The 20,162-nt window shown below is 32.1% G+C and carries 18 protein-coding genes; all 18 read right to left on the bottom strand.

The annotated features are described in order from the left end of the window. The 18 genes from C8C85_RS11940 to C8C85_RS11855 all read right to left on the bottom strand — a co-directional run bounded on the left by C8C85_RS11940 (nt 1) and on the right by C8C85_RS11855 (nt 20,075). Entirely contained in the window at nt 1-1,074 is a 1,074-nt protein-coding gene (locus tag C8C85_RS11940) for a glycosyltransferase family 4 protein (RefSeq protein ID WP_116797264.1), read from the bottom strand. After that, nucleotides 1,071-2,219 carry a glycosyltransferase gene (locus C8C85_RS11935; RefSeq protein WP_116797263.1) on the bottom strand — a complete coding sequence of 383 codons (1,149 nt, stop codon included), beginning with the start codon at nt 2,217-2,219 and terminating at the stop codon, nt 1,071-1,073. The genes C8C85_RS11940 and C8C85_RS11935 overlap by 4 nt, the downstream gene beginning before the upstream one ends. After that, the gene (locus tag C8C85_RS11930) at nt 2,216-3,313 is read right to left on the bottom strand and encodes a glycosyltransferase family 4 protein (RefSeq protein ID WP_116797262.1); all 1,098 of its coding nucleotides are present in this window, start codon (nt 3,311-3,313) and stop codon (nt 2,216-2,218) included. The genes C8C85_RS11935 and C8C85_RS11930 overlap by 4 nt, the downstream gene beginning before the upstream one ends. Nucleotides 3,314-3,324: 11 nt before the next feature. Then, complete coding sequence (locus tag C8C85_RS11925) at nt 3,325-4,071, bottom strand: class I SAM-dependent methyltransferase (RefSeq protein ID WP_165818118.1); 747 nt, start codon at nt 4,069-4,071, stop codon at nt 3,325-3,327. 91 nt (nt 4,072-4,162) lie between these two features. Beyond that, nucleotides 4,163-5,200 (bottom strand): glycosyltransferase family 2 protein, encoded by a 1,038-nt coding sequence (locus C8C85_RS11920; protein ID WP_243412104.1) that lies wholly within the window; start codon nt 5,198-5,200, stop codon nt 4,163-4,165. A 13-nt stretch (nt 5,201-5,213) separates the two neighbouring features. Further along, on the bottom strand, nt 5,214-6,083 hold the full coding sequence (locus tag C8C85_RS11915; RefSeq protein ID WP_116797260.1) for a hypothetical protein: 870 nt from the start codon (nt 6,081-6,083) through the stop codon (nt 5,214-5,216). Nucleotides 6,084-6,125: 42 nt separating this feature from the next. Next, on the bottom strand, nt 6,126-7,745 hold the full coding sequence (locus tag C8C85_RS11910) for a hypothetical protein (protein ID WP_116797259.1): 1,620 nt from the start codon (nt 7,743-7,745) through the stop codon (nt 6,126-6,128). Between the two features lie 90 nt (nt 7,746-7,835). Next, entirely contained in the window at nt 7,836-9,377 is a 1,542-nt protein-coding gene (locus C8C85_RS11905) for a glycosyltransferase family 2 protein (RefSeq protein WP_116797258.1), read from the bottom strand. After that, nucleotides 9,374-10,525 carry a glycosyltransferase family 4 protein gene (locus tag C8C85_RS11900; protein WP_116797257.1) on the bottom strand — a complete coding sequence of 384 codons (1,152 nt, stop codon included), beginning with the start codon at nt 10,523-10,525 and terminating at the stop codon, nt 9,374-9,376. Before C8C85_RS11900 ends, C8C85_RS11905 begins: the two co-directional genes overlap by 4 nt. Nucleotides 10,526-10,529: 4 nt before the next feature. After that, entirely contained in the window at nt 10,530-11,411 is an 882-nt protein-coding gene (locus C8C85_RS11895; protein ID WP_116797256.1) for a hypothetical protein, read from the bottom strand. After that, nucleotides 11,411-12,844, bottom strand: coding sequence for an MBOAT family O-acyltransferase (locus tag C8C85_RS11890; RefSeq protein ID WP_116797255.1), 1,434 nt, complete (start codon nt 12,842-12,844; stop codon nt 11,411-11,413). Before C8C85_RS11890 ends, C8C85_RS11895 begins: the two co-directional genes overlap by 1 nt. A gap of 49 nt (nt 12,845-12,893) precedes the next feature. Continuing rightward, nucleotides 12,894-14,294, bottom strand: a complete 1,401-nt coding sequence (locus tag C8C85_RS11885; RefSeq protein ID WP_116798470.1) for a UDP-glycosyltransferase — start codon at nt 14,292-14,294, stop codon at nt 12,894-12,896. A gap of 4 nt (nt 14,295-14,298) precedes the next feature. Then, nucleotides 14,299-15,138 carry a GNAT family N-acetyltransferase gene (locus C8C85_RS11880; protein WP_116797254.1) on the bottom strand — a complete coding sequence of 280 codons (840 nt, stop codon included), beginning with the start codon at nt 15,136-15,138 and terminating at the stop codon, nt 14,299-14,301. Further along, a complete protein-coding gene (locus C8C85_RS11875; protein WP_116797253.1) occupies nt 15,135-16,055 on the bottom strand; it encodes a polysaccharide deacetylase family protein in 921 nt (306 codons plus the stop codon). Before C8C85_RS11875 ends, C8C85_RS11880 begins: the two co-directional genes overlap by 4 nt. Beyond that, complete coding sequence (neuC, locus tag C8C85_RS11870) at nt 16,056-17,177, bottom strand: UDP-N-acetylglucosamine 2-epimerase (RefSeq protein WP_116797252.1); 1,122 nt, start codon at nt 17,175-17,177, stop codon at nt 16,056-16,058. 1 nt (nt 17,178) lies between these two features. Beyond that, nucleotides 17,179-18,219 (bottom strand): N-acetylneuraminate synthase, encoded by a 1,041-nt coding sequence (gene neuB / locus C8C85_RS11865; RefSeq protein ID WP_116797251.1) that lies wholly within the window; start codon nt 18,217-18,219, stop codon nt 17,179-17,181. Between the two features lie 105 nt (nt 18,220-18,324). Beyond that, entirely contained in the window at nt 18,325-18,984 is a 660-nt protein-coding gene (locus C8C85_RS11860) for a cytidylyltransferase domain-containing protein (protein WP_116797250.1), read from the bottom strand. Beyond that, nucleotides 18,981-20,075: a glycosyltransferase family 4 protein gene (locus C8C85_RS11855; RefSeq protein ID WP_116797249.1), complete on the bottom strand. Its 1,095-nt coding sequence runs from the start codon at nt 20,073-20,075 to the stop codon at nt 18,981-18,983. Before C8C85_RS11855 ends, C8C85_RS11860 begins: the two co-directional genes overlap by 4 nt. Nucleotides 20,076-20,162 lie beyond the last annotated feature (87 nt).

Here is a 20,162-nt window from a genome sequence, read left to right as displayed (position 1 = left end):
TTAATTTATTTGCAACCAATTTAAATATTTTTTCATCACACTTTCAGCAGTATAATTAGCTTGAACCGTGGCATAAAGTGCCTTTCCAAAATCAGAACGCAATGTCTCATTAGTAATCAAATCGACTACAGATTGATAAAAAGAATTCGGATCATCAGAATCTACGATAAAGCCATTCTGTTTATGCTGAACTATTAGAGGTATTTCACCGACATTAGTAACCACAACAGCTTTTTTATATAATCCATATTCTAAAAGTGCTACGGGCAAACCCTCCGATTTTGAAGTCAAAACAGCAATTTGTGCTTGATTGAGTATGTATTCCACATCTTGCCTTGAACCATAAAGGAATACATTACTTTCTAAATCATATTCCTTGATTCGTTTTATAATTTGTTTGGAATAGTCGTCTTCAAAGTCTTTTCCAATCAAATGAAAAGTCCAATCTGGATAGATTTTTTTTAGCTTTTGTGCTACTTCCAACAGTAAAAAATGATTTTTTTGCTCCCTTAAATTAGCCAAAGACACAATTCGCTTTCCCTCAGCTCCCTTTAGGATTGTATGTTCTTCAATACCTATCTCTTTCGTTGGAAAGTTAGGCAAATAAATAACATTTTTTGCTTTTAGTTGTACTTCTGACCAATTTTTAAGTTTTTGGTTTACAGCAATAACTCCATTAAAAAAAGATGCAGTTTGCTTCAAAACAAAATAAGGTCTCGTTGCTAAAAACTCATTATTACCATAATGATCATGTCTAATGATTTTTAAGTTAGGGCAAATACATTTTAATAAAACCGCTAAAAAAAAGGAAGTACTATGAGCGTGAATATGAGTTACCTTATTTTTTAAAACAAAAGATCGCAATCTGAAAAGTGCTCCAAAATCAAGCTGCCTTTTTTTATTCAAAAACAAATAGGAAACTTTCAGATTGATTTGATTACGCAAAGCACCCTCTTTTCTAGTAGTAACCAGTCCTGAAAAATCAATTTCATCGACCAAAGTATTCGCATAATTAACAGCCATACGCTCTGCACCACCAGCTTCTAGTGAATCGATTATTTGAATAATTCTCATTGTTCAAGCATTTTTTTTATTGCTGATTCAAAAACTTCAAGTGTGTATTTCCGTGACCAATCCGACGCTTTCCTTCTTTTAGTGTCATAATCCACTTTATCATTTATAAGCTCTTCTACTTTACAAACATCTTGTTCCAAATTGCTACGCCAGTTCGAGCAAAGCTCTCGGGTCATTTGCAGCAATACTCCCCTTTCTCCAAAATCCAACATAAAAGGCACACAAGAAACAGGAGTTGCGATTGGAACACAACCCCAAAACATTCCCTCGGCCAGTGCTTTCGGCCAACCTTCACTTTGAGAAGGTAAAATCACAAAATGACTGTTTTGATAAGCTTCAGTAACAACTTTTTGGCTTTGGTTTCCTTTTAATTGTACAATCTTTTCTAAACCATTAGAAGCAATATAACTCTCTAAATTTTTCCTTTCTATACCTTCACCATAAAAATTTAAAGATACATTATATCCCTTTTTATATAATATATCTAACAATTGCATAGCATACATCGGATTTTTACCCGATGCCAATGCTCCGACAAAAACAAAATTTATTTTTTCTTTTAGATCCAATGCTTTAATCGGCATTTTATCTTCTTCGGAATAGGTTGCGGTAAAAAATGGTTTTATATTTTTGGTACTACCCTCCCATTCACCATAAACCAAAACTTGCATATTTCTAGTCAAAAACGTATTGCTCAAAATCCATTTTTGCAAACGGTAACTCCAGGGTTGTTTGGCCTTAGGATCCCAATTACCGGCATACTTCGCCGTTTTGGGCTTACCGGGAAATAAAACTTGAATCAAACAACCCAACAAACCAATATTTCCAGGGCAACGTAAATGTATATGGTCTGCTTTCCACATGGCTTTAAAAATTTGCCAACTTATTTTTGGAATTTTTAAAATTGCGTTAAAAATGGATTTAAAACCTAATAAATTAATACTATCAATCTGGGAAAACTTAATATTTTCTTGATTATATGGAATGTCGATTGCCGTACTTGAAGCTCGAAGAAGGGGTGCAACAATAATAAACTCACCAACATATTTTGACCAAACATTCATTTCGCGAACATAAGGTGCGTAAGCAAAATAGTTTCCCTTTTGAAAGACATGCGACACTTGAGTTATAATGGCAAATTTCATGAAATTATTTTGGAAAAAACATTACAATAATTTTCAATACTAAAAAGAGATAAAAAAGTATTCCTTGCATTCATGCCCATTTGTTCCTGTTTATCGCTATTTTTTTCAACTTTTTTGAATAATGAAACCATTGAATCAACATCTGAATCGAACTTAAAACATTCGTAACCATCCTTTAAGTATTTTGTAAGACCGGTTTCATTCGAAATTAACAATGGTGTGTTATTCATCATTGATTCCAAACCGACTGTTGGTAAATTATCACATTTTGAGGGAATTATTGCAAAATGGCTTTTATTTAAATACTCGTCAATTTTTTCATAAGACAATCTTCCAAAATAATGTATTGAAGCATTATTTCTTATCAATTCTTTTATTTCAGATTCTTGACTACCGCTTCCTGAAATGTTTAAAATCATTTTAGAATCTTTTGATTCATTTCTATAAATTATGAACGCTTTAATTAAATCTATAACCCCTTTTGAAGAATCTAGCCTGCCCAGATATGAAACAACAATGTTTTCATCAGATATTCTTATTTTATTTTCAAATCTGTCGTTGATAGGATTTAACACAACACTCCCTTTTTTAATTGAAAAAAAAGCTTTTAAATCTTTTTTTGCTTTTGCAGAAGGACATATAACTACATCACAAAATAATTTATAGAATATTTTTTTTCTTAAAAACAATAGATTTTGCTTTTTTGAACCATATTTTTTATCGGCCAAAAGTTGGTCAGACAATGTATGATAATAACAAAAAGTCTTAACTTTTCCTAGAGACATTAACTTCGAAACCAAAATTGAAATATTACTGCCCACAAAATGTCCTATTACTATATCCGGCTTATATTTTAAATGAATTTTAGAAAACCAAACTAAATCTTTTGTCGAAGTAGGTCTGTTTTCTGTTGGCCATGAACAAACAATAATTTCACCAGTACCCTTTTCGATTATTTGATTTATCCTAAAATAGGGCTTGTGCGAAATAAAAACAACTCTATTTCCCATATCAGCCAGATGATGTGCTAAATGAAAACTCATACCTGCAAATGAAATTTCGGAAAAATTATGGGCTATTATAATTGTTTTCATCCTTAAAAAATTTACTTTTTTATTGCTTCCAAATAAATGGTTGATCCTTGATAGCTATTCAATAATGCTTTAAAGGAATTCAAATAAAATCTTTTCTTGTTCAATTCTACATAAGGAAATTTCTTAACCATAATTTTACAATTAACAAAATGATGAAATTCAAAAATATTTTTTATGTTTTCTGCTGTGAAAAAATTGAGATGAATTGGAGGTTCATCCTGAAACAATTGGTCTTTTTCTCTATCCGGATAATTCAGGATTTTATTGTAATTGGGGGTTGAGAGTATTATTTTACCATTATAATTTAGTTTTTTATACGCCAAATCAAGAAACAATTTCAAATCTTGAAGATGTTCAATAACTTCCCAAAGCATTATTACATCAAACTGACCTTTTATTTTTTCCATTTCTTTAAAATCACCATTAATCGTATTTAATTTTAATTGTTGTGATTTGCGAAATGCTTCTTCATCCAATTCAATTCCTGTGTACAGTATTTGTTCATTTTTTAACCGTATGTGAGCCCCAATCAAACCTATTCCACTCCCAATCTCAAGTACCGATTGACAATTTGTATTCAAAATGTTTTTCTTTATCAATCTAGAACGATTCAAACCGATATTAATGACTTGCTCTTGTACAATTTGATCAAACTCAATTTTAGAATGCCTTTGATATTTACTATTCTCTTTATTATACAATTCATCATAAACGGTTACAAATTGTTCTTGAGAATATGCAGTTAAACAAAATATCAATTTGCATTTAACACATTGACCCAAATTAAACTTTCTATTTATTAATTCAATTCTATTGTGACAAATTTTACAGGCATTGAATTGATCCATCTTATTTTAAATTAAGCTGTGTTTTTGGTTTATTCAAAATCAAACTCCACCATCCAACAGTCCGACCAAGTGCTTCTGTAAAAGCGGCGGCCCTTTTTTTTGTGTTAAAGATATTACTAAATCGAATGATTGTCAATAGAATAGTTATGGAATGCCACTTTAGTTTGTCTTTTAATACCGGTTTTGGATTTTTTACCCGCCACACATACCAACCGTTTCTAACTACCATTTTACCATATTGGTATTGATTAGGGCGACCAGAAGGATTGTGAAAATGACATAATTGCACTTTTGTATTAATCACATTTTTTCCAAAGGATAGAGCTCTAACGCTAAAATCGGCATCTTCATAGAGTCCGTAGCCTTCAAAATAAGGTGAAAATTGAATTTGATCGACAACTATTTTTCTAAATGCCATAGACATCCCAATTAATAAATCGACCTCATAAATTTTATTATTCAACGGAAAGCCACAAGTCCTACCATGAGAATAATTAGGCATTTTTCCAGGCCCTAGATTAGATTGCAAGCCCAAATAATTCCGAACCACATTGCGAAGCCCTTCTTTATAAATAAAACCGTCAAAAGAAAAATACTTGTTTTTATTGTACCCCTTATTTGTTACTATCTCCTCCCATTTATTTTCGTTGATTGCAACTCCACCAACTCCTGTAATAATAGCATTTTGCCTGAAAGTATTAATTAATTCCTCAAAATAATCCTTCTCCAAAACGGTGTCATCATCCACAAAACAAACCACTCCCATATTTGACCCAACACGTGCAATCCCAAAATTGCGTTGTTTGGTCAGACCTCGATGCTCCTTTGGAACTAGATAATAGTGAAGATTCTCAAAATGATTTTCATTTAAAATAAGCTGTGTTTCATTATTGATAGATCCATCAATAACCAGAATCTCATCGGGGTATAACGTTTGTTCCTTTACCGATTGCAACAATTGAAGCAAAGGTTTAGGACGCATATAGGTGCAGATGATGAGGGAGAATTGCGGTAAGTTTTTCATAAAGAGTTTATCCATTTTTTAAGTACTGCTAACTTTTTAGAATAACCAAAATATTTCCTGCAGTTAATTCTTCAGTACTATATTTAATATAATCTTCGTGCAAGTTTACTTTTTTAAACAAATCATACTGCTTTGAACCCACTTTTGTACTTTCATATTCCAAATGCACTAACTCAAAACCACAAGTATTAAAAATTTCAAGAAATTGCGGCAATCGTAATCGATTATGATAATCAAATTTAGTGCGTATATTTTCCCATTCCAGCTTACTATATTTCAAAAATTCCTGTTGCGAAATAGTATTATCATTATGTTGCCTCAAATCACTTGGCGAAATAAAATGAATAACATAAGTTCCTTTTTTAAATTGATTTATTATTTTATTATGAAACCCAATCACATCAATTTCTTTCATATGAGACAATACATATCTAGAGAAGACAACATCCACCACGGGAATATCTTGTGTAACTATATTATAATTTGGAAAATATTCTATCCCTTTTGGCAATCCATATTTATTGTTTGCTTGATCTTTTATATTGCAATCATACTTTTTTGAAAATATAGCATTCAATTCTAAAACCGTTTTTCTTTGAAAATGTTCATTAATATCAAAGGTCATTACGTTTCTTGTCTTAAACTTATATTTAAAAAAATAAGGCATAGCGGGAAACCAACCAGATCCAAACTCAAAAACAGTTCTGTCTTTTAAATCAATTTCTAATTTATCTAGAATAGCATTCAGTCTTAAATAAGTGGATTCTACACTTTTTAGTCTATCTTCCAATGTCGTTTTATCAAAAAACATTTGAATTTTATGGTAAAAATAATCATCCACTTTGTTCGGTAATAAAGTCAGTGATTTAAACAAGAATGTTTTTAATTTATGATTCATCTCTTATTTTGAATTCAGATTATTTTATTTTTTAAAGAAGAATTACAGTACTTTACGATAAACAATATTCGTCTCATTTTTTACAACTATATTCCCTAGTTCATCAACATCAAGAAGTATATCCTCAAAACCTGACCAATAACCAACCAATTCTTTTAAAGTAGGATTCCAAATTTCATTATTTAGAACCTTCAATCCTAAATAATTAAAATTTTTCTCTACAATAAAATTAATTTCATTCTTACTATAAAACAATCTTCCTTTGTGATACTTCATAGGGACAGAAAAATAAGTATGAGCAACAAAAACCCCTTTCTCTTTTATAAGTGAATCAATGTTAAGTTGGCATAATGCTTTTTCAAAATTATCGATTTTTAAGGTCTGAAAAATATAAAATTCTTTCTCAAAAATAGTATGCTTAAATAGAATAGGACTATATTTTGCTAATTTATAAGGAGTGTTTTTATTGCTATTCCAAAAAGCTAGAACTGAGACAATACTGGAAATCAAACCAAAACCATCCTTAAGTAAGGCATAAAATTTACTTTTATCCTTTTGATGAAATACTTTTTTAAAATTCCCTGCGATACTTTTGTATTTCAAAATTAACTCCTGATCCCCATAAAAATGAAACATCATATTTTTAGTCATCAATTGCAATTGTTTGGAAAAACGCAATCCTTTATTTCCTTTCAAGAAACTTGACAGTGTAAATTGTTTCGTATTCAATTGATTGATTACCCCAACGGTTGCTTTACCAGAGTCAATATAATTCCACAGAATTTTAATGTTTTTAGTAATTAAATTGACTTCATAATCTTGCTCATTTATTTTTTCATTTTTAAAAAGAGAAAAATTATACGGCTGAAAACCATGATCAATCCATGTACAAAGACCAGAAAAAGGAGCATTGAAATTATAAAAATCATCAAAACTATCCGGAATAGTTTTTAAAGATTGCGAAAGAGAATGATAGGCTAACTCATGGCCGTCATTCTGCCAAAGCGACAATTCTTCGGCATCATTTTCAAAAGAAGCATTATCCGATCGTTTTGAAAAATGATTCAGAAAAAAACCTTTAGTGATTTTTACATTGTTTCTCTTAAAAAAATCTCTCTGAATCTTTAAATTTTCCGGAGTATCAAAATCACAATGATCTGTAAAACAAGCTATCGCTGTAAATGGAATTTTTGAACGGCTAAATTCGATCGCATTCTTTTCAGAGAATAAAATCGCTAGATTTTGTTTCCAATTAAAATTTTGATTTGCTGATTGAATTGTAACTTCGTTCTGATCTTTAATATAGCTTGTAAATGAAGAAGCGCACTCGGGATTAAAACGCCACAACAATACCGTTTTCAGTTTTTTATTAACTTCCCAAATCCCGATATTTTTATTAGCCTGTACCAGTGTCCCATCCTTCAATTTTATAATCTTAGGACAAAATTCATTCGCAATTCTATCACTATTACAATTTACCCATTGATAATCATGGTTTCTAAATTCGATTATGGGTTGAGAAAAGCGTATTACAATATCAAAAGAATTAATTTTTGGAGACAAAAATTTTGAAATATCTATTTCAGTTTTATTCTTTTGACTCTTATCAAAAGGAACCGCACTTTTCCCTGAAGGAGTACAAATTAAAATAGATTGTATCAAAATAAAATGTTTATTAATAAGTATTTATTGTAAAAACAGTTTGTTCAGCACTAAAGATAGCTCTTATCCAAGCGATATTCATAGAAATTTTCACGATCGTTTTCTTAATTCATTAGCCCAAAAAATACTTTTCTGCCACTGCTTGTTAAAGTAAATTAAATAACGAATTGGGTTTTTAATATCTTGATGTTTATGATACTTAAAAAATAATGTTGTTTTGTATCTGCCTATTTGTTCCTTACAATTATACTTGAGTTTCACATACATAATCGTAGGGGAAGGCTTGGGTTGTATCTCTTCTTTACTCCATGCAAATGTTGGTTTTATTCTAAATCCGCCTATTGAAGCTTTTAGATGTAAAATAGATATCTCTGGAAAAGAAATGACATCTACTCCTAAATTTCGCAATTGTAATCCAAAATCAGTATCCTCTCCGTATCCAAATTCTAAACATTTATCAAACGATACTTCCTTTAGTAAATCTGCTTTCAAAAAACTATACCCAGACCCAAAAATACTAGACTGGTGGATATGTAAATTATGTTTATGCTCATTTACTTGCAAGCAAGTTGTCGTTAAGCATAAAACTCCATATTGCTCAATACCTTTAACTACATTCTCTATCAAATCCGATCCAAATCTAATATCATCATCACTAAAGAATACCCATTCACTTTCTACTTGGCTCATCGCCAAATTTCTTGCATTACAAGCACCTGCTTGATGCGTAAAGGTATGTTTTATGACAAAAGGCCAAATTTCATTATGTATATAATCCAATTCTGAAACACTGTTCACTTTAGGATTTTGCTCCACTATAATTACATTAATTGGTAAATGAGTTTGCTGAGCTAAATCCTTCAACACATCATACAAATGATCTTTTCTCCCAATAGTTGGAATAATAACATCCATAGTTGGGTTAACTATAACTTTAAGAGATGAATTGACTTTAATCGCGTCTAAATCAGTTGTGTTCTTTTTCCTATTCTTAAAAAAATAAGCATATAAAAAGGCGCCTAAAGGGAATTGACGCTCATAAATTATTAAGTTTAAAAACATCATTACTATCCATCTCTTTTTATAATGTTGCTTTATAAATCTAAAAAGGGTAAAAACAGAAGCTTTGGGAGAAGAAACTAAAAAGTGTTTTTTTAATAGTCTAGGATCGGAATAGCATAACAAACCTTGTGGTTTACAAACTTTGGCAATTGAATTTAAATAATAATCAAAACTCGAATCCCTTTTGATCGTTTCCTTAGTGGCTCTTAGTATTGAAGCATGAATGCATCCCACCAGACTACTCATTTGCCAACTAGGATACGTTACATTTTTATTTATTCTAATAAACAAAGATTCCTCCACATAGCCTATTTTAGGACCTAAATAATTCCTTTCACTTGGATTATAGGAAAGCATCATCTTGTTGTGATGCATTATTTCATTGAGTCCCTCCAAATTAAGTACCTCTTGATACTCTTCATGACACCAAACTAGTTTTGATTCTGGAAATTGCTCAGCCAATTGCAGTAAACCAAAAGCAATAGATTTATTTTTGTCAAAAGATATTTCACTTTTATCAACGGAAATAACTTTATTAATCCTATTATTTTTATGATATACTACAATCAAAATGAATCTATTATTGATTTATAAAAATCTACATTTTGAGCTACTATTTTTTCAATGTCGAAAAAAGTTTCTACTCTTATTCTTGCTGCTTTTCCTATAGTTGAGCACAAATTATCGTCTTGTAACAACCCAACTATTTTTTCGGCAAAGACATCGTGATCTTTTGGGTGGACCAAATACCCGCTTTCCCCATCAACAAGTAATTCTTGAGACCATCCAATGTTGCTATTCACAACTGGTTTTTGCAACGCCATAGATTCAATTGTCACCATTCCTAAAGTTTCTGCAAAAGTTGGAAAAACACAAACATTTGCTTTTTTAATGAATTCCTTCACTTCATTGTAAGGAATTTTACCTAAATAAGAAATAGCGCTTAAATCTTCATCACTGCATTCTCGTTGCATTAATTTCCAAGTCGATTTGGATTTGGTTTGAATATCAAAAGAATCACTTCCTATTAAAACCAACTTAGCTTCTGGATATTTACTTCTGACTTTCTTAAAAATATCTGGTAATTCCAGCACTCCCTTTTTTCGAATAATAGTGCCAATATATAAAATCAACCCTTTCTCATAAACCAACGGGTTAGCATTCTGGAACAGATTAAGCTCCACTCCGTGGTGAATGGTTTGAATTGCTTTATTTTTAATACCGAAAAGCTTCTTTGACAGTTCACCTGCAAAATGGGTAGGAGCAATAAAAGCTTGGGCTTTATTAATTGCTCGCTTTTCAAACCAAAAATTTTTTGCTTTTTGTTTTCTTTGTTCCAAATAGCAAAAATAGGTGTCACTTCCATGAAAACGAATTACAACTGGTACTTTTAAATTCATAAAAGCGGTAATTCCTGTCCAATCCGGAGCTTCAACTAAATCAATTCCTTCTGAAACAATGTGTTTATTGAGATAATTTTGAATATATTTTCGATGAAAATACCAACCAAACGTTTTATACTTTTGAGCTTTTATCAAATGTATTTTCACGCCATCTTCTTGAAAAATAGCACTTTCTGATTGTCCATAAACAAAAACGGAAACAGTTACCTTTTTTTTAACCAAAGCCACCACCAAGTTCTTGATACTCGTGCCAATTCCTGCCGCATATTGTACACGCTCATGGGGGTATTCGGGGGTTAAAAAGGCAATGTGCATATTCTTATTTATTAAAAAAATCTTTCAAAATTCGAGCGGTAAACAATCTGGCGCCGGTATCATTCAAATGTCCACAGGATGAAAAATATTTATCCTCCACCACTACATTTTCATAATTGTGAATTTCGGGATATAACTTTTGTACTTTGTTAAAATACTCAATTCCCTTTGTGTTTTCACACATTGGTGTCATTACCGCTATGAAATTAATATTGTTGTCTTTGCAAATTTGCTTGATTTCTTCGTAGTATTTGTTTTGTTTTAAAGGCTTTAAATTGACAATATTATTCTTCATATTGGCATTTGGTTTCTTGCCTAAAGGATGATAACCCAAATTATCTAAATTTGAAGTTCTTTTATGAATCAAATTAAAAAACATTTCACGAAAACCGATACGTTCATCAAATTTAATATAGCGATAAAAAGGGATATAATACAACTCCGTAAAATCTTCCTCTTGCTCAAAATGTTTTTTAATTATTTCTGAATTATGCAAATAAGGTAAAAACTGAGCTGCAATCCCTTCTGCTTGATGCTCATTTGATAAATTCAAATCGGCTTCTAGAATTACATTTTTAATTTTATAATGTCGCTCCACCATCAATTTTAAAAGCATCGAAGCTTCAAACAAATGACCACCGCTCATGCCATAATTGAATGTTTTCAGTCCTTTATCTTCAAACATTTTGGATACGAAATGATTATTGGCTCTGGAAGATCCCAGAACAACCACATCATATTTTTGATTTTTTGAGTTATAAATATTATCTATTTTACTTCGATTACTCGCTTGCAAATAAATAGCGGTGTATATAAAATCCAAAGCAACAGCAATTACTATCGTTAAGATTAATGATTTTAAAGTGAATAGTAAAAACTTCTTCATTAGAATTGAAAATATATAAATTCTTTATAATCGGAGTACGTTCCAAAAGCGAGAATGGCTGTTATAGCCAAAGCCAGTTTCACTGTATTATATTTTCCTGAAATAGGCTCTACTCTGGTTCTATTATTCCATTCAACCAAAACAAACAGACCAATCATCAACAATATTTCATAATTGTAACGCTCATTTACAAGATACTGAGAAGTAAATTCTCTATTTACGACTATTCGTTTTAAATACAAGCAGGCATCGGTTATGGTTTTAGCTCTAAAAAATACCCATGCAATTGTGCTTAAGCAAAAAGTCATTGCAATACTGGCTATTGTCCTTACCGAATCCCAATTCCAGTTCAGTTTAATTTCATCTATATTGCTCCGATTTCGATTCAACAATAAAAGGGGCAAAAAATATACCGCATTGACAAACCCCCAGGCCAGATAGGTCCAATTGGCACCATGCCAAAAACCGCTTACGACAAAAATGATAAAGACGTTCCGAACCTGCATAACTTTGGAACCTTTGCTTCCTCCCAACGGTATATAGAGATAATCACGAAACCAAGAAGAAAGTGAAATGTGCCAACGACGCCAAAACTCGGCTATATCTCTTGAAAAATATGGGTAATTGAAATTACGCAATAATTCCAACCCAAACAATTTTGACATTCCCAATGCCATATCTGAGTATCCTGAAAAATCACCATAAATTTGGAACGCAAAATATACCCCTCCCAAAATAAGCGACAAGGAATTCATCGATGTGTAATTGTCAAAAATGGCATTAGCATAAGTCGCACAGGTATCAGCAATAACAACTTTTTTGACCAGTCCCCAAATTATTTGGCAGACTCCTTCTTTGGCTTGATTATAATCAAAGGTTCTTTTGACTTTTACTTCGGGTAATAAATGGGTTGCCCGTTCAATTGGACCTGCCACCAGAAGTGGAAAATAACTCACGAAAAGTGAATAATCCACAAAATTATATTCTGCCTTAATTCTTTTAAAATAAATATCGATCACATAGGATAATCCATGAAACGTATAAAAAGAAATTCCAACCGGTAAAACTACATCTAACAAAAGAGGACTCGCTTTAAAACCAACAGTAGTCAACATTTGTGCGAACGATGCCGAGAAAAAATTATAGTATTTAAAAATGCCTAAAAATCCCAAATTAACACCGATGCTCAACCAGAACCAAAACTTTCGTCCTTTATCATTAGTGCTTTTTTCAATTCTAATTCCGGTATAATAGTCCAAAAACGTTGAGAAAACCAACAGAAACAAAAAACGCCAATCCCAACAGGAATAGAAATAATAACTGGCAACGATTAGGAGTGCATTTTGGCTGCTTTTTGTTTTGTTAAAAACAAACCAATACAGAAAAAATACGATGGGTAAAAAAATGGCAAAAGCCAAGGAGTTAAAAAACATAATTTATTTTAAAAATTGCATGCTAATTTTGAAAGTGCAAAGAAAAGGATTATTCTTTAGAAATGATAGTTTTAATTCCTTGCCAAATACGTCTGGAAGCTTCTTGTGGAGGATGTTGGTTAATGATTTCAAACCAGTTCTTTGCATCTTCTATTACAGAAGAATTCTTTGCCATACCTTTCTCGATTATTGCAATAATAGCATCTGGACTGTTTATCCAAAAAACCGAATTATTATTAGGCATCGAACGGAAATGAACATATTGATAACATTTAAAAAGATCCCAATTTTTATCTAATTGTATTTTTTGATTATAATGAAAATAAGCACATACTTTTTTATGACAAATAAAATCAAACACCATGGAGGAACCTAAATTAAGGACCATTTCACAATGCTCCCCCAAATTTGACAATAAAGAATCGTCTTCTTTTGTTGGCAATATAGTATTCCACACAGAAGATAAAGGCTTCCAAATAGGGTCTATTGAAACAATAGTGCTCGAATACTTTTCCAGAATAGTATCATATCGATTCGAAAAATCAACAGGGCATCTTCTAAAGATTATTCCAAGATTATATCCTTTACTATTTAACTCTATTACGGCTTTTGCAGCATCTTCTAAATAGGCCGGATCATCGGGACTTGTTGTAATATCATCTCCAGAAAAACAAATATATTTTTTATTTGTATCTAAATTATTCTGTTTAAAAAATTCTTCTTTTGAACTTAATTTATTTTGATTAAAATGAGCTTCAAATTGTGGAGTTCCAGACACAAAAACCTGTTCTTCTTGAACATAAGGATAATAAAAAAGCAATTCCTTTTTCATTAAATCACTCCATACAAAATAATAATCCGTTTCAACTACCATTGTTGCTTTTGGCAAATTATCCCAGGAGAAAATAAAAGTTGCTGTAGGAATTCCTATATCTTGAGCCGCCAATAACGGTGCAATTGCCGTCATCGGCCGTTGATTGGTGCAAAAAACCATGCCTGGCTGTTCTTTTTGCAAAGTTTCTAAACATTGATGGTAGTACAGCGTTTTTCTTTCTTCCTGTTTAATTTTTTTTCGAATGCGATTTAATCCATATTTTGAAGAATGAGTAAATGACACTAGTCGAGTCAACAAACTTTTTACTGCTTTTGTAGTTGTTGCATACGAAAAAGGAAAACGATACGTATCATAAACGGTGTCTTTGGTTCTTCGAATATTAAGATTCAACTCTATTTGTTTACGAGCATTTTTGTAGATCTCCGTAAGTGGATGTGATTTAGAGTTTTTAATTTTTATCTCTTTAAAACCCAATTCGGTTAAATCAAAAGGTGTATTATTCCAAAAAATAATATCAAAATCTTCTTTTTTTCCAATCTTATAAAAATCTGAATACGCAAAGTTGCGAAGTCCAATACCGTCAGGTAAGAGTATAAATATTTTATTATTTTTCATCACACTAAATTACTAAACTACCTATTCTGCCGTGATCTGAAAAAGACCTATGAACTATAAACTCTCGATCTAAAGGTTCCTCCGAAAGAAATGTAATATCGCAAAAACGATTTTCTTCAACTGGATTCAAGCGCCATGGTATTATCGATTTATAATCCAAAACCCATCCGTTTTTTTCTAAATCTTTTGTCTTTAAATCATTCCAGGATGTAATATAATCCATCCATAAGTACCCTAATTCCCAAGACTGTTCTTCTAATTGATGAAGATTTTCTATATCCACAATTCTCAATCCCCCTACGTTTTCTTGACTTACTGCTCTGGAACCATCTTTCAAAAGGATTCCTTTTATCATTGGTTGTTGAAAATAATGACTGTCTTTATTTATAAAATCATCAATAGAAACTCGAATAGGAGAACAAACATTTGCAAAGATTTTATCCTTAATATTAGGATTTATTTTCACATAACGAACTAAATCATGATATCTATACCACCTCATATTTTTGTACAATCCAAGCCCTGCTTCATTTGCAGCTGTAGCGGCTAGCGGATAATAGTCCCTCGCTAAAGCATAAAGACTACCTAAGACTCCTTTTCCACGACATTCTTCATTAAGATAAACATTAATTATCCAAGCCATTCCACCACCAAAATTAGCTCCCACATGACCTACTATCTCTCCTTTTTCATTTATGCATATAAAAGAGCGCCCTTCATTTTTGTTACCAAATTGCCAATTCCAAAATTCTTTACTATGTAATGGATGATTATCTCTATAAATAATTTTAAAAAAGGATTGCAATATTCCCCAATCCTCTATTGTTGCCTCTCTTGTTATCATATCTCTTCTTTATAATTTTTACCTCCTGGCATGTCATTACAGTCAAAACGATTCAGCAATAAAGGATTTTCAAAACTCGTATTGGTTCCTCGAGTAGTTGTAAAACCAAATTTGAACCCTGCCTTTTTTGCAATTTCCCCAACAGAATCAGTACATGCTTCTTTAGTTCCAAAAGGATATGCAATTAATTCAATTTTTGAATTTGTACTTTTTTCCAGTATTTTTTTTGAATTTTCTATTTCAACCTTTATAGATTCTAAATCTAATAGCCCTAAAGGGTAATGGTTATGTGAATGACTTCCTAGACACCCTCTTTTTGCTAATTCCTTTAAGGATTGCTCATTCATGTAAAGATTTTCTAAAACATACTCTTCTTCAAAATAATGACTGAATAGCTGTTTTATTACCTCCTCTTGCTCCTTAAAAGTCATTTTAAAATTCAAAACATATTTCAAAATTGCACTTTTTTCATCGTCATACTGATAAATATTTTTTGCTCTTTTCAATTCTAAATCCGAAAGTTCAATAGAATCAAAATTAAATAAATACTGAACAAATTCATTTGGAGAAATAATTGATCTTAACAGATGAATTTTATGAACAGTGCTTACTTTTTTTTGAAAAAAATTACTTGAATTAACAAAAAAAATAGCGGGAATCTCTAACTCATCTAATATTGGCAATGCATAATCAAATTGTTCTTTTAAACCATCATCAAAAGTTATCAAATAAAATTTTTCTTTTGATTCTAATATTTGCTTTGAATTATTTAGTAAATCTAAAGAATTGACAAATGTTCCTTTATTTACCAATAACAATAATTGCTGTCTAAATTCAGCTGGTGTTACACCAAATATACTAGGATATTTAGCATTATACTCCGGACGAATGTAATGATAATTACTTACTATTAACATTTATCTATCTCTAAACTGTTTTTGATGATTCATTTGCCAAAACTCTTTTTTTTGGAGGGACTCCAAAAATAATTCGGCACTATTGCCTTCACCAAAATCGGCATCTGTTTGTTGTACCTGATGGGAATCAATAGTTCTCAGTGCTTCATAAATATTTTTTTTATTATAATCTACATTTATAATATCGGCATGAACGGCTCTATTTTGCTGACGAGTGCCAATATTGATAATCGGAATTCCGTAATAAGGAGCTTCCCGTATTCCGGCACTGCTATTTCCTATAATAAATTGAGAATTTTTTAATAATGTCAAAAAATATTCAAATCGCAATGAGGGAAAAATTCGGAAACGTGGATTCCCTTTTAAGCGTTCATAAGCGCTAAGAATTATTTGGCTTCCCAAATCATTATTTGGAAAAACAACAATGTAATTATGGATATCCGCCAATAATGCCTCTACAAAATCAGATGCATATTGTTCCATATCCTTTATTTCGGTAGTTACAGGATGAAACATTACTATAGCATAGGTTTCAAAAAATAATTGATAATATTCTTTGGCAACAGCTAAATCAGGAAGTTTATCTGAAAACATAACATCAATATCGGGCGAACCAATCGTGAAAATAGATTCTTTTACCTCTCCCATTTGCTCCAATCTTTTAGCTGCTTCTGCATTAGAAACAAAATGAATATGACTCAGTTTACTTACGCTATGACGAATCAACTCATCTACAGTTCCCGATATTTCACCCCCCTCAATATGGGCTACCAAAATATTATTTAAGGAACCTACAATGGCTCCAGCAAGAGTTTCCACTCGATCTCCATGAACAAGGATTAAATCAGGTAGAACATTTTTTATATAACTTGATAGTCCTTCGATGGTTTTGGCCAATGTCAAATCCATGGTGGTTTCATGGGTGTGATTATGAAAAGTATGTATATTTTTATACCCGCAACGTTGAATTTCCAACAAGGTATATCCGTATTCTTCCTGTAAGTGCATGCCGGTAACCGCCACAAAAACTTCAAATTCGGGCTGTTGTTCGAGAATCGAAATCAATGATTTTATTTTGCCAAAATCGGCACGGGTTCCTGTCAGGAATAGTATTTTTTTCATTTTATTCAAAATCAATAAAATCTAATTGCTCATCATTAGCAATATCCCGTTTAGCTTTTTTACCTAAAATAGAATTAAAATGTTCCGCTAGAATTTTCCCTGTGCCAGGACGTTTCACCCAAATATTTTCTTTAGTAAATAATTCTCCTTTTTTTATGTCAGCGATAGCACAAACAGTAGCAAAAGCGAAATCAATAGTCACTTGCTCTTCACGTGCAGGTTCTTTTATACCACCACGCATTTGCCAAATTTCATTAGAACTTATAATCAATTCTTTAGTGATTTTTTCATCCATACTACATACAATATCTGGACCAGTGCGCTGCATGTGGTCTGTAAAATGGCGCTCCAAAATACTGGCTCCCAAAGCCACTGCTCCCAAACAAGCATTATTATTCAATGTATGATCACTTAACCCAAATACTTTATCGGGGAAAGCTTCATGCATTTGAGTCATGGCTCCAAAACGAACCAAATGTATTGGTGTTGGGTACAAATTAGTCGTATGCAATAATGCTACAGGGACTTTATGCCTATCAAAAATAGTAACCGCTTTGCGAACACTTTCGATAGTATTCATTCCCGTGCTCAAAATAACGGGTTTGCCAAAGGAAGCAATATGTTCTAATAGCGGATAATTATTGCATTCGCCAGAACCAATTTTATAAGCGGGAATATCAAATTTTTTCAATCGTTCAGCCGCAGCACGAGAGAATGGAGTCGAAATAAAAATCATCCCTTTACTTTCTACATACTTTTTTAATTCCAATTCGTCGGCTTCGTTCAACGAACAACGTTCCATAATTTCGTATATGGATACGTCGGAATTACCAGGAATTACTTTTTTGGCCGCTCCAGACATTTCGTCTTCGACAATATGGGTTTGATGTTTTACAACCTCAACACCCGCTCTATGAGCAGCATCAACCATTTCTTTGGCTACTTGCAATGAGCCTTCGTGATTGATACCAATTTCGGCAATGACTAATGGTGGATAATCAGGACCAATTCTTCGTCCTGCTATTTCTATATATGGGTTCATTTTTTTGTTTTAAGTTATCGATTTTCAAATATCAGTTTTCTAAAAAAGCACTTCAGACTTTGAAATTTCAACTAAGAATTAATCACTAGTCACTAATTGTTAATTTTATTTCAGTCCCATTAAATAAGCGGCATAATCAAAATCAGCTTGAGTATCAATATCAACTTCTGAGAAAGGATTATCAACAATAAAAGGGAAAGAGTGGTCTCCTATAATTTTTCCATTTTTCACCAAATCGGATTTAAGTAGATATAAAAGCCCATTTTCAAAATACAAAGGTTCCAAATCTTGGCTACGTTGTCCAATTTCATAATTATAAGGAACAAATTGATCATCAATAATTTTACCTAATTTTTGATGGTTTCTACTTACAGTAAACAAACTATCAAAATTGCCTGTTAGGTAGCGTTGCATCGCTTCGGGCAACAAAGTTTCTGGTCGTAACGGATTGGTAGGTTGCAATAAAACTACGTGTTCCACCGTTTCAGAAACATTTTCCAACACATGTTTCAAGACCGAAATAGTTGTAGCGAAATCGTCCGACAAAGCTTCGGGACGGTCAATAACCAATGCTCCATATTCTTGTGCCACTCGCTTAATTGCACTATCATTCGTACTTACATAAATGGCATCAATTAACTCTGGATGTTGTTGTGCATACCGAATACTGTGCACCAATAAAGGCAATCCATTCAGCACTTTGATGTTTTTATCTTTTAATCGTTTTGAACCGCCTCTGGCGGGAATAATAGCTATGGTTTTCATTGGGCAAGTCTGTTTTTTGCCTCGATTATAATTTTGTTCATTCCCAGGTTCCACATTTCTGTTGAATATAATTCATTAGATAATTCAGGTATTTCAAATTTACCTTCTAAAAATTCATTTATGGCTTTTTCCCATGCCGAAACAAAATGCGGATTTTCAATTAATTTACCCAATTTCCCATATTGAAGTACCTCTGGAACTCCGCCTATAGCCGATGCAATACAGTAATTACCGCAATGCAATGCTTCTATTAAGCTCATGCCAAAACCTTCATGACAAAGTGTAGGAAACAAATAACAATCCGAACTTTGGAAATAAACAGGAAGTTCATCATTAGGAATTCGACCTAAATACATCACTCCATCTTGGGGCGTTTTGGGCTCGCAACCAATAACCCATAACACTATGTCTTGCCTAGTTTTATACACTCGCTTCCAAGCCTCCAGTAAAATACTCAACCCTTTTTTCGGACGATCCTGTGAACACCATACAAAAACAGTTTTATCGTTTGTATTTTTTGTTTGCTTAATCGCTTGCTTCTCTTTTAGCGAAAGTGGAAAAAACTTTTTGGTATCAATACCATTATGCAAAACCGAAAATCGAGTAGGCAATACCGTATAATAATTTTTATGTGCCAAATACGAATCATTCGTTAATAACACCATTTCATCTATAGACTCAAAAAACCATCTGCCATTATAATTTTCATAAAAAGGTGGAAAACCATGATAAAAAAACTGAAGACAAGAATTGGATCGCAGCCCTTTTGAAACCAAAAAAGCAGTAAGTGGCTTTACAATTCCAAAATTATCTATGATTTGAATAATGTATTTTTCGTTTGGTTTCAGAATTTTATCCAAAGCTTCAAAATAGCCTAAGTACTTATTTTTTTTGACTTTTCTTCTTATTTTAAAAAGTAAACCATTAGCAATCAAACTGTACGCAACATTCTCAAACTGTTTTTCAGGTGGCTCGCATACTATAAAATCTACTTGATGCTCCTTTTGCAAATAATTTTTATACAGCGTAGTCCAACTTCCTATTTTAGAAAAAGGGAGCGGAACTTGTGATAGGAGAATTACTTTGGTCATACGCAAAAATTTTATGGCTTAGTAAAGATAGAAAAAGTTGTTTAACCTGTCGGGTGTAATTATTAATAACGTCAGTTCGAGTGTTTT

This window comes from Flavobacterium sp. 103 (assembly GCF_003096795.1).
Taxonomy (GTDB): Bacteria; Bacteroidota; Bacteroidia; order Flavobacteriales; family Flavobacteriaceae; genus Flavobacterium.
The sequence above is the reverse complement of the archived record's forward strand: the minus strand, read 5'-3'. Positions and strand labels throughout refer to the sequence as shown.

What these genes read in the sequence shown, in the direction of transcription:
- C8C85_RS11880 (WP_116797254.1), bottom strand. Translation starts at nt 15,138, where the DNA reads ATGATAACAAGAGAGGCAACAATAGAGGATTGGGGAATATTGCAATCC.
- C8C85_RS11855 (WP_116797249.1), bottom strand. Translation starts at nt 20,075, where the DNA reads ATGACCAAAGTAATTCTCCTATCACAAGTTCCGCTCCCTTTTTCTAAA.
- neuC (WP_116797252.1), bottom strand. Translation starts at nt 17,177, where the DNA reads ATGAAAAAAATACTATTCCTGACAGGAACCCGTGCCGATTTTGGCAAA.
- neuB (WP_116797251.1), bottom strand. Translation starts at nt 18,219, where the DNA reads ATGAACCCATATATAGAAATAGCAGGACGAAGAATTGGTCCTGATTAT.
- C8C85_RS11875 (WP_116797253.1), bottom strand. Translation starts at nt 16,055, where the DNA reads ATGTTAATAGTAAGTAATTATCATTACATTCGTCCGGAGTATAATGCT.
- C8C85_RS11935 (WP_116797263.1), bottom strand. Translation starts at nt 2,219, where the DNA reads ATGAAATTTGCCATTATAACTCAAGTGTCGCATGTCTTTCAAAAGGGA.
- C8C85_RS11890 (WP_116797255.1), bottom strand. Translation starts at nt 12,844, where the DNA reads ATGTTTTTTAACTCCTTGGCTTTTGCCATTTTTTTACCCATCGTATTT.
- C8C85_RS11930 (WP_116797262.1), bottom strand. Translation starts at nt 3,313, where the DNA reads ATGAAAACAATTATAATAGCCCATAATTTTTCCGAAATTTCATTTGCA.
- C8C85_RS11940 (WP_116797264.1), bottom strand. Translation starts at nt 1,074, where the DNA reads ATGAGAATTATTCAAATAATCGATTCACTAGAAGCTGGTGGTGCAGAG.
- C8C85_RS11860 (WP_116797250.1), bottom strand. Translation starts at nt 18,984, where the DNA reads ATGAAAACCATAGCTATTATTCCCGCCAGAGGCGGTTCAAAACGATTA.
- C8C85_RS11885 (WP_116798470.1), bottom strand. Translation starts at nt 14,294, where the DNA reads ATGAAAAATAATAAAATATTTATACTCTTACCTGACGGTATTGGACTT.
- C8C85_RS11900 (WP_116797257.1), bottom strand. Translation starts at nt 10,525, where the DNA reads ATGCACATTGCCTTTTTAACCCCCGAATACCCCCATGAGCGTGTACAA.
- C8C85_RS11920 (WP_243412104.1), bottom strand. Translation starts at nt 5,200, where the DNA reads ATGGATAAACTCTTTATGAAAAACTTACCGCAATTCTCCCTCATCATC.
- C8C85_RS11895 (WP_116797256.1), bottom strand. Translation starts at nt 11,411, where the DNA reads ATGAAGAAGTTTTTACTATTCACTTTAAAATCATTAATCTTAACGATA.
- C8C85_RS11915 (WP_116797260.1), bottom strand. Translation starts at nt 6,083, where the DNA reads ATGAATCATAAATTAAAAACATTCTTGTTTAAATCACTGACTTTATTA.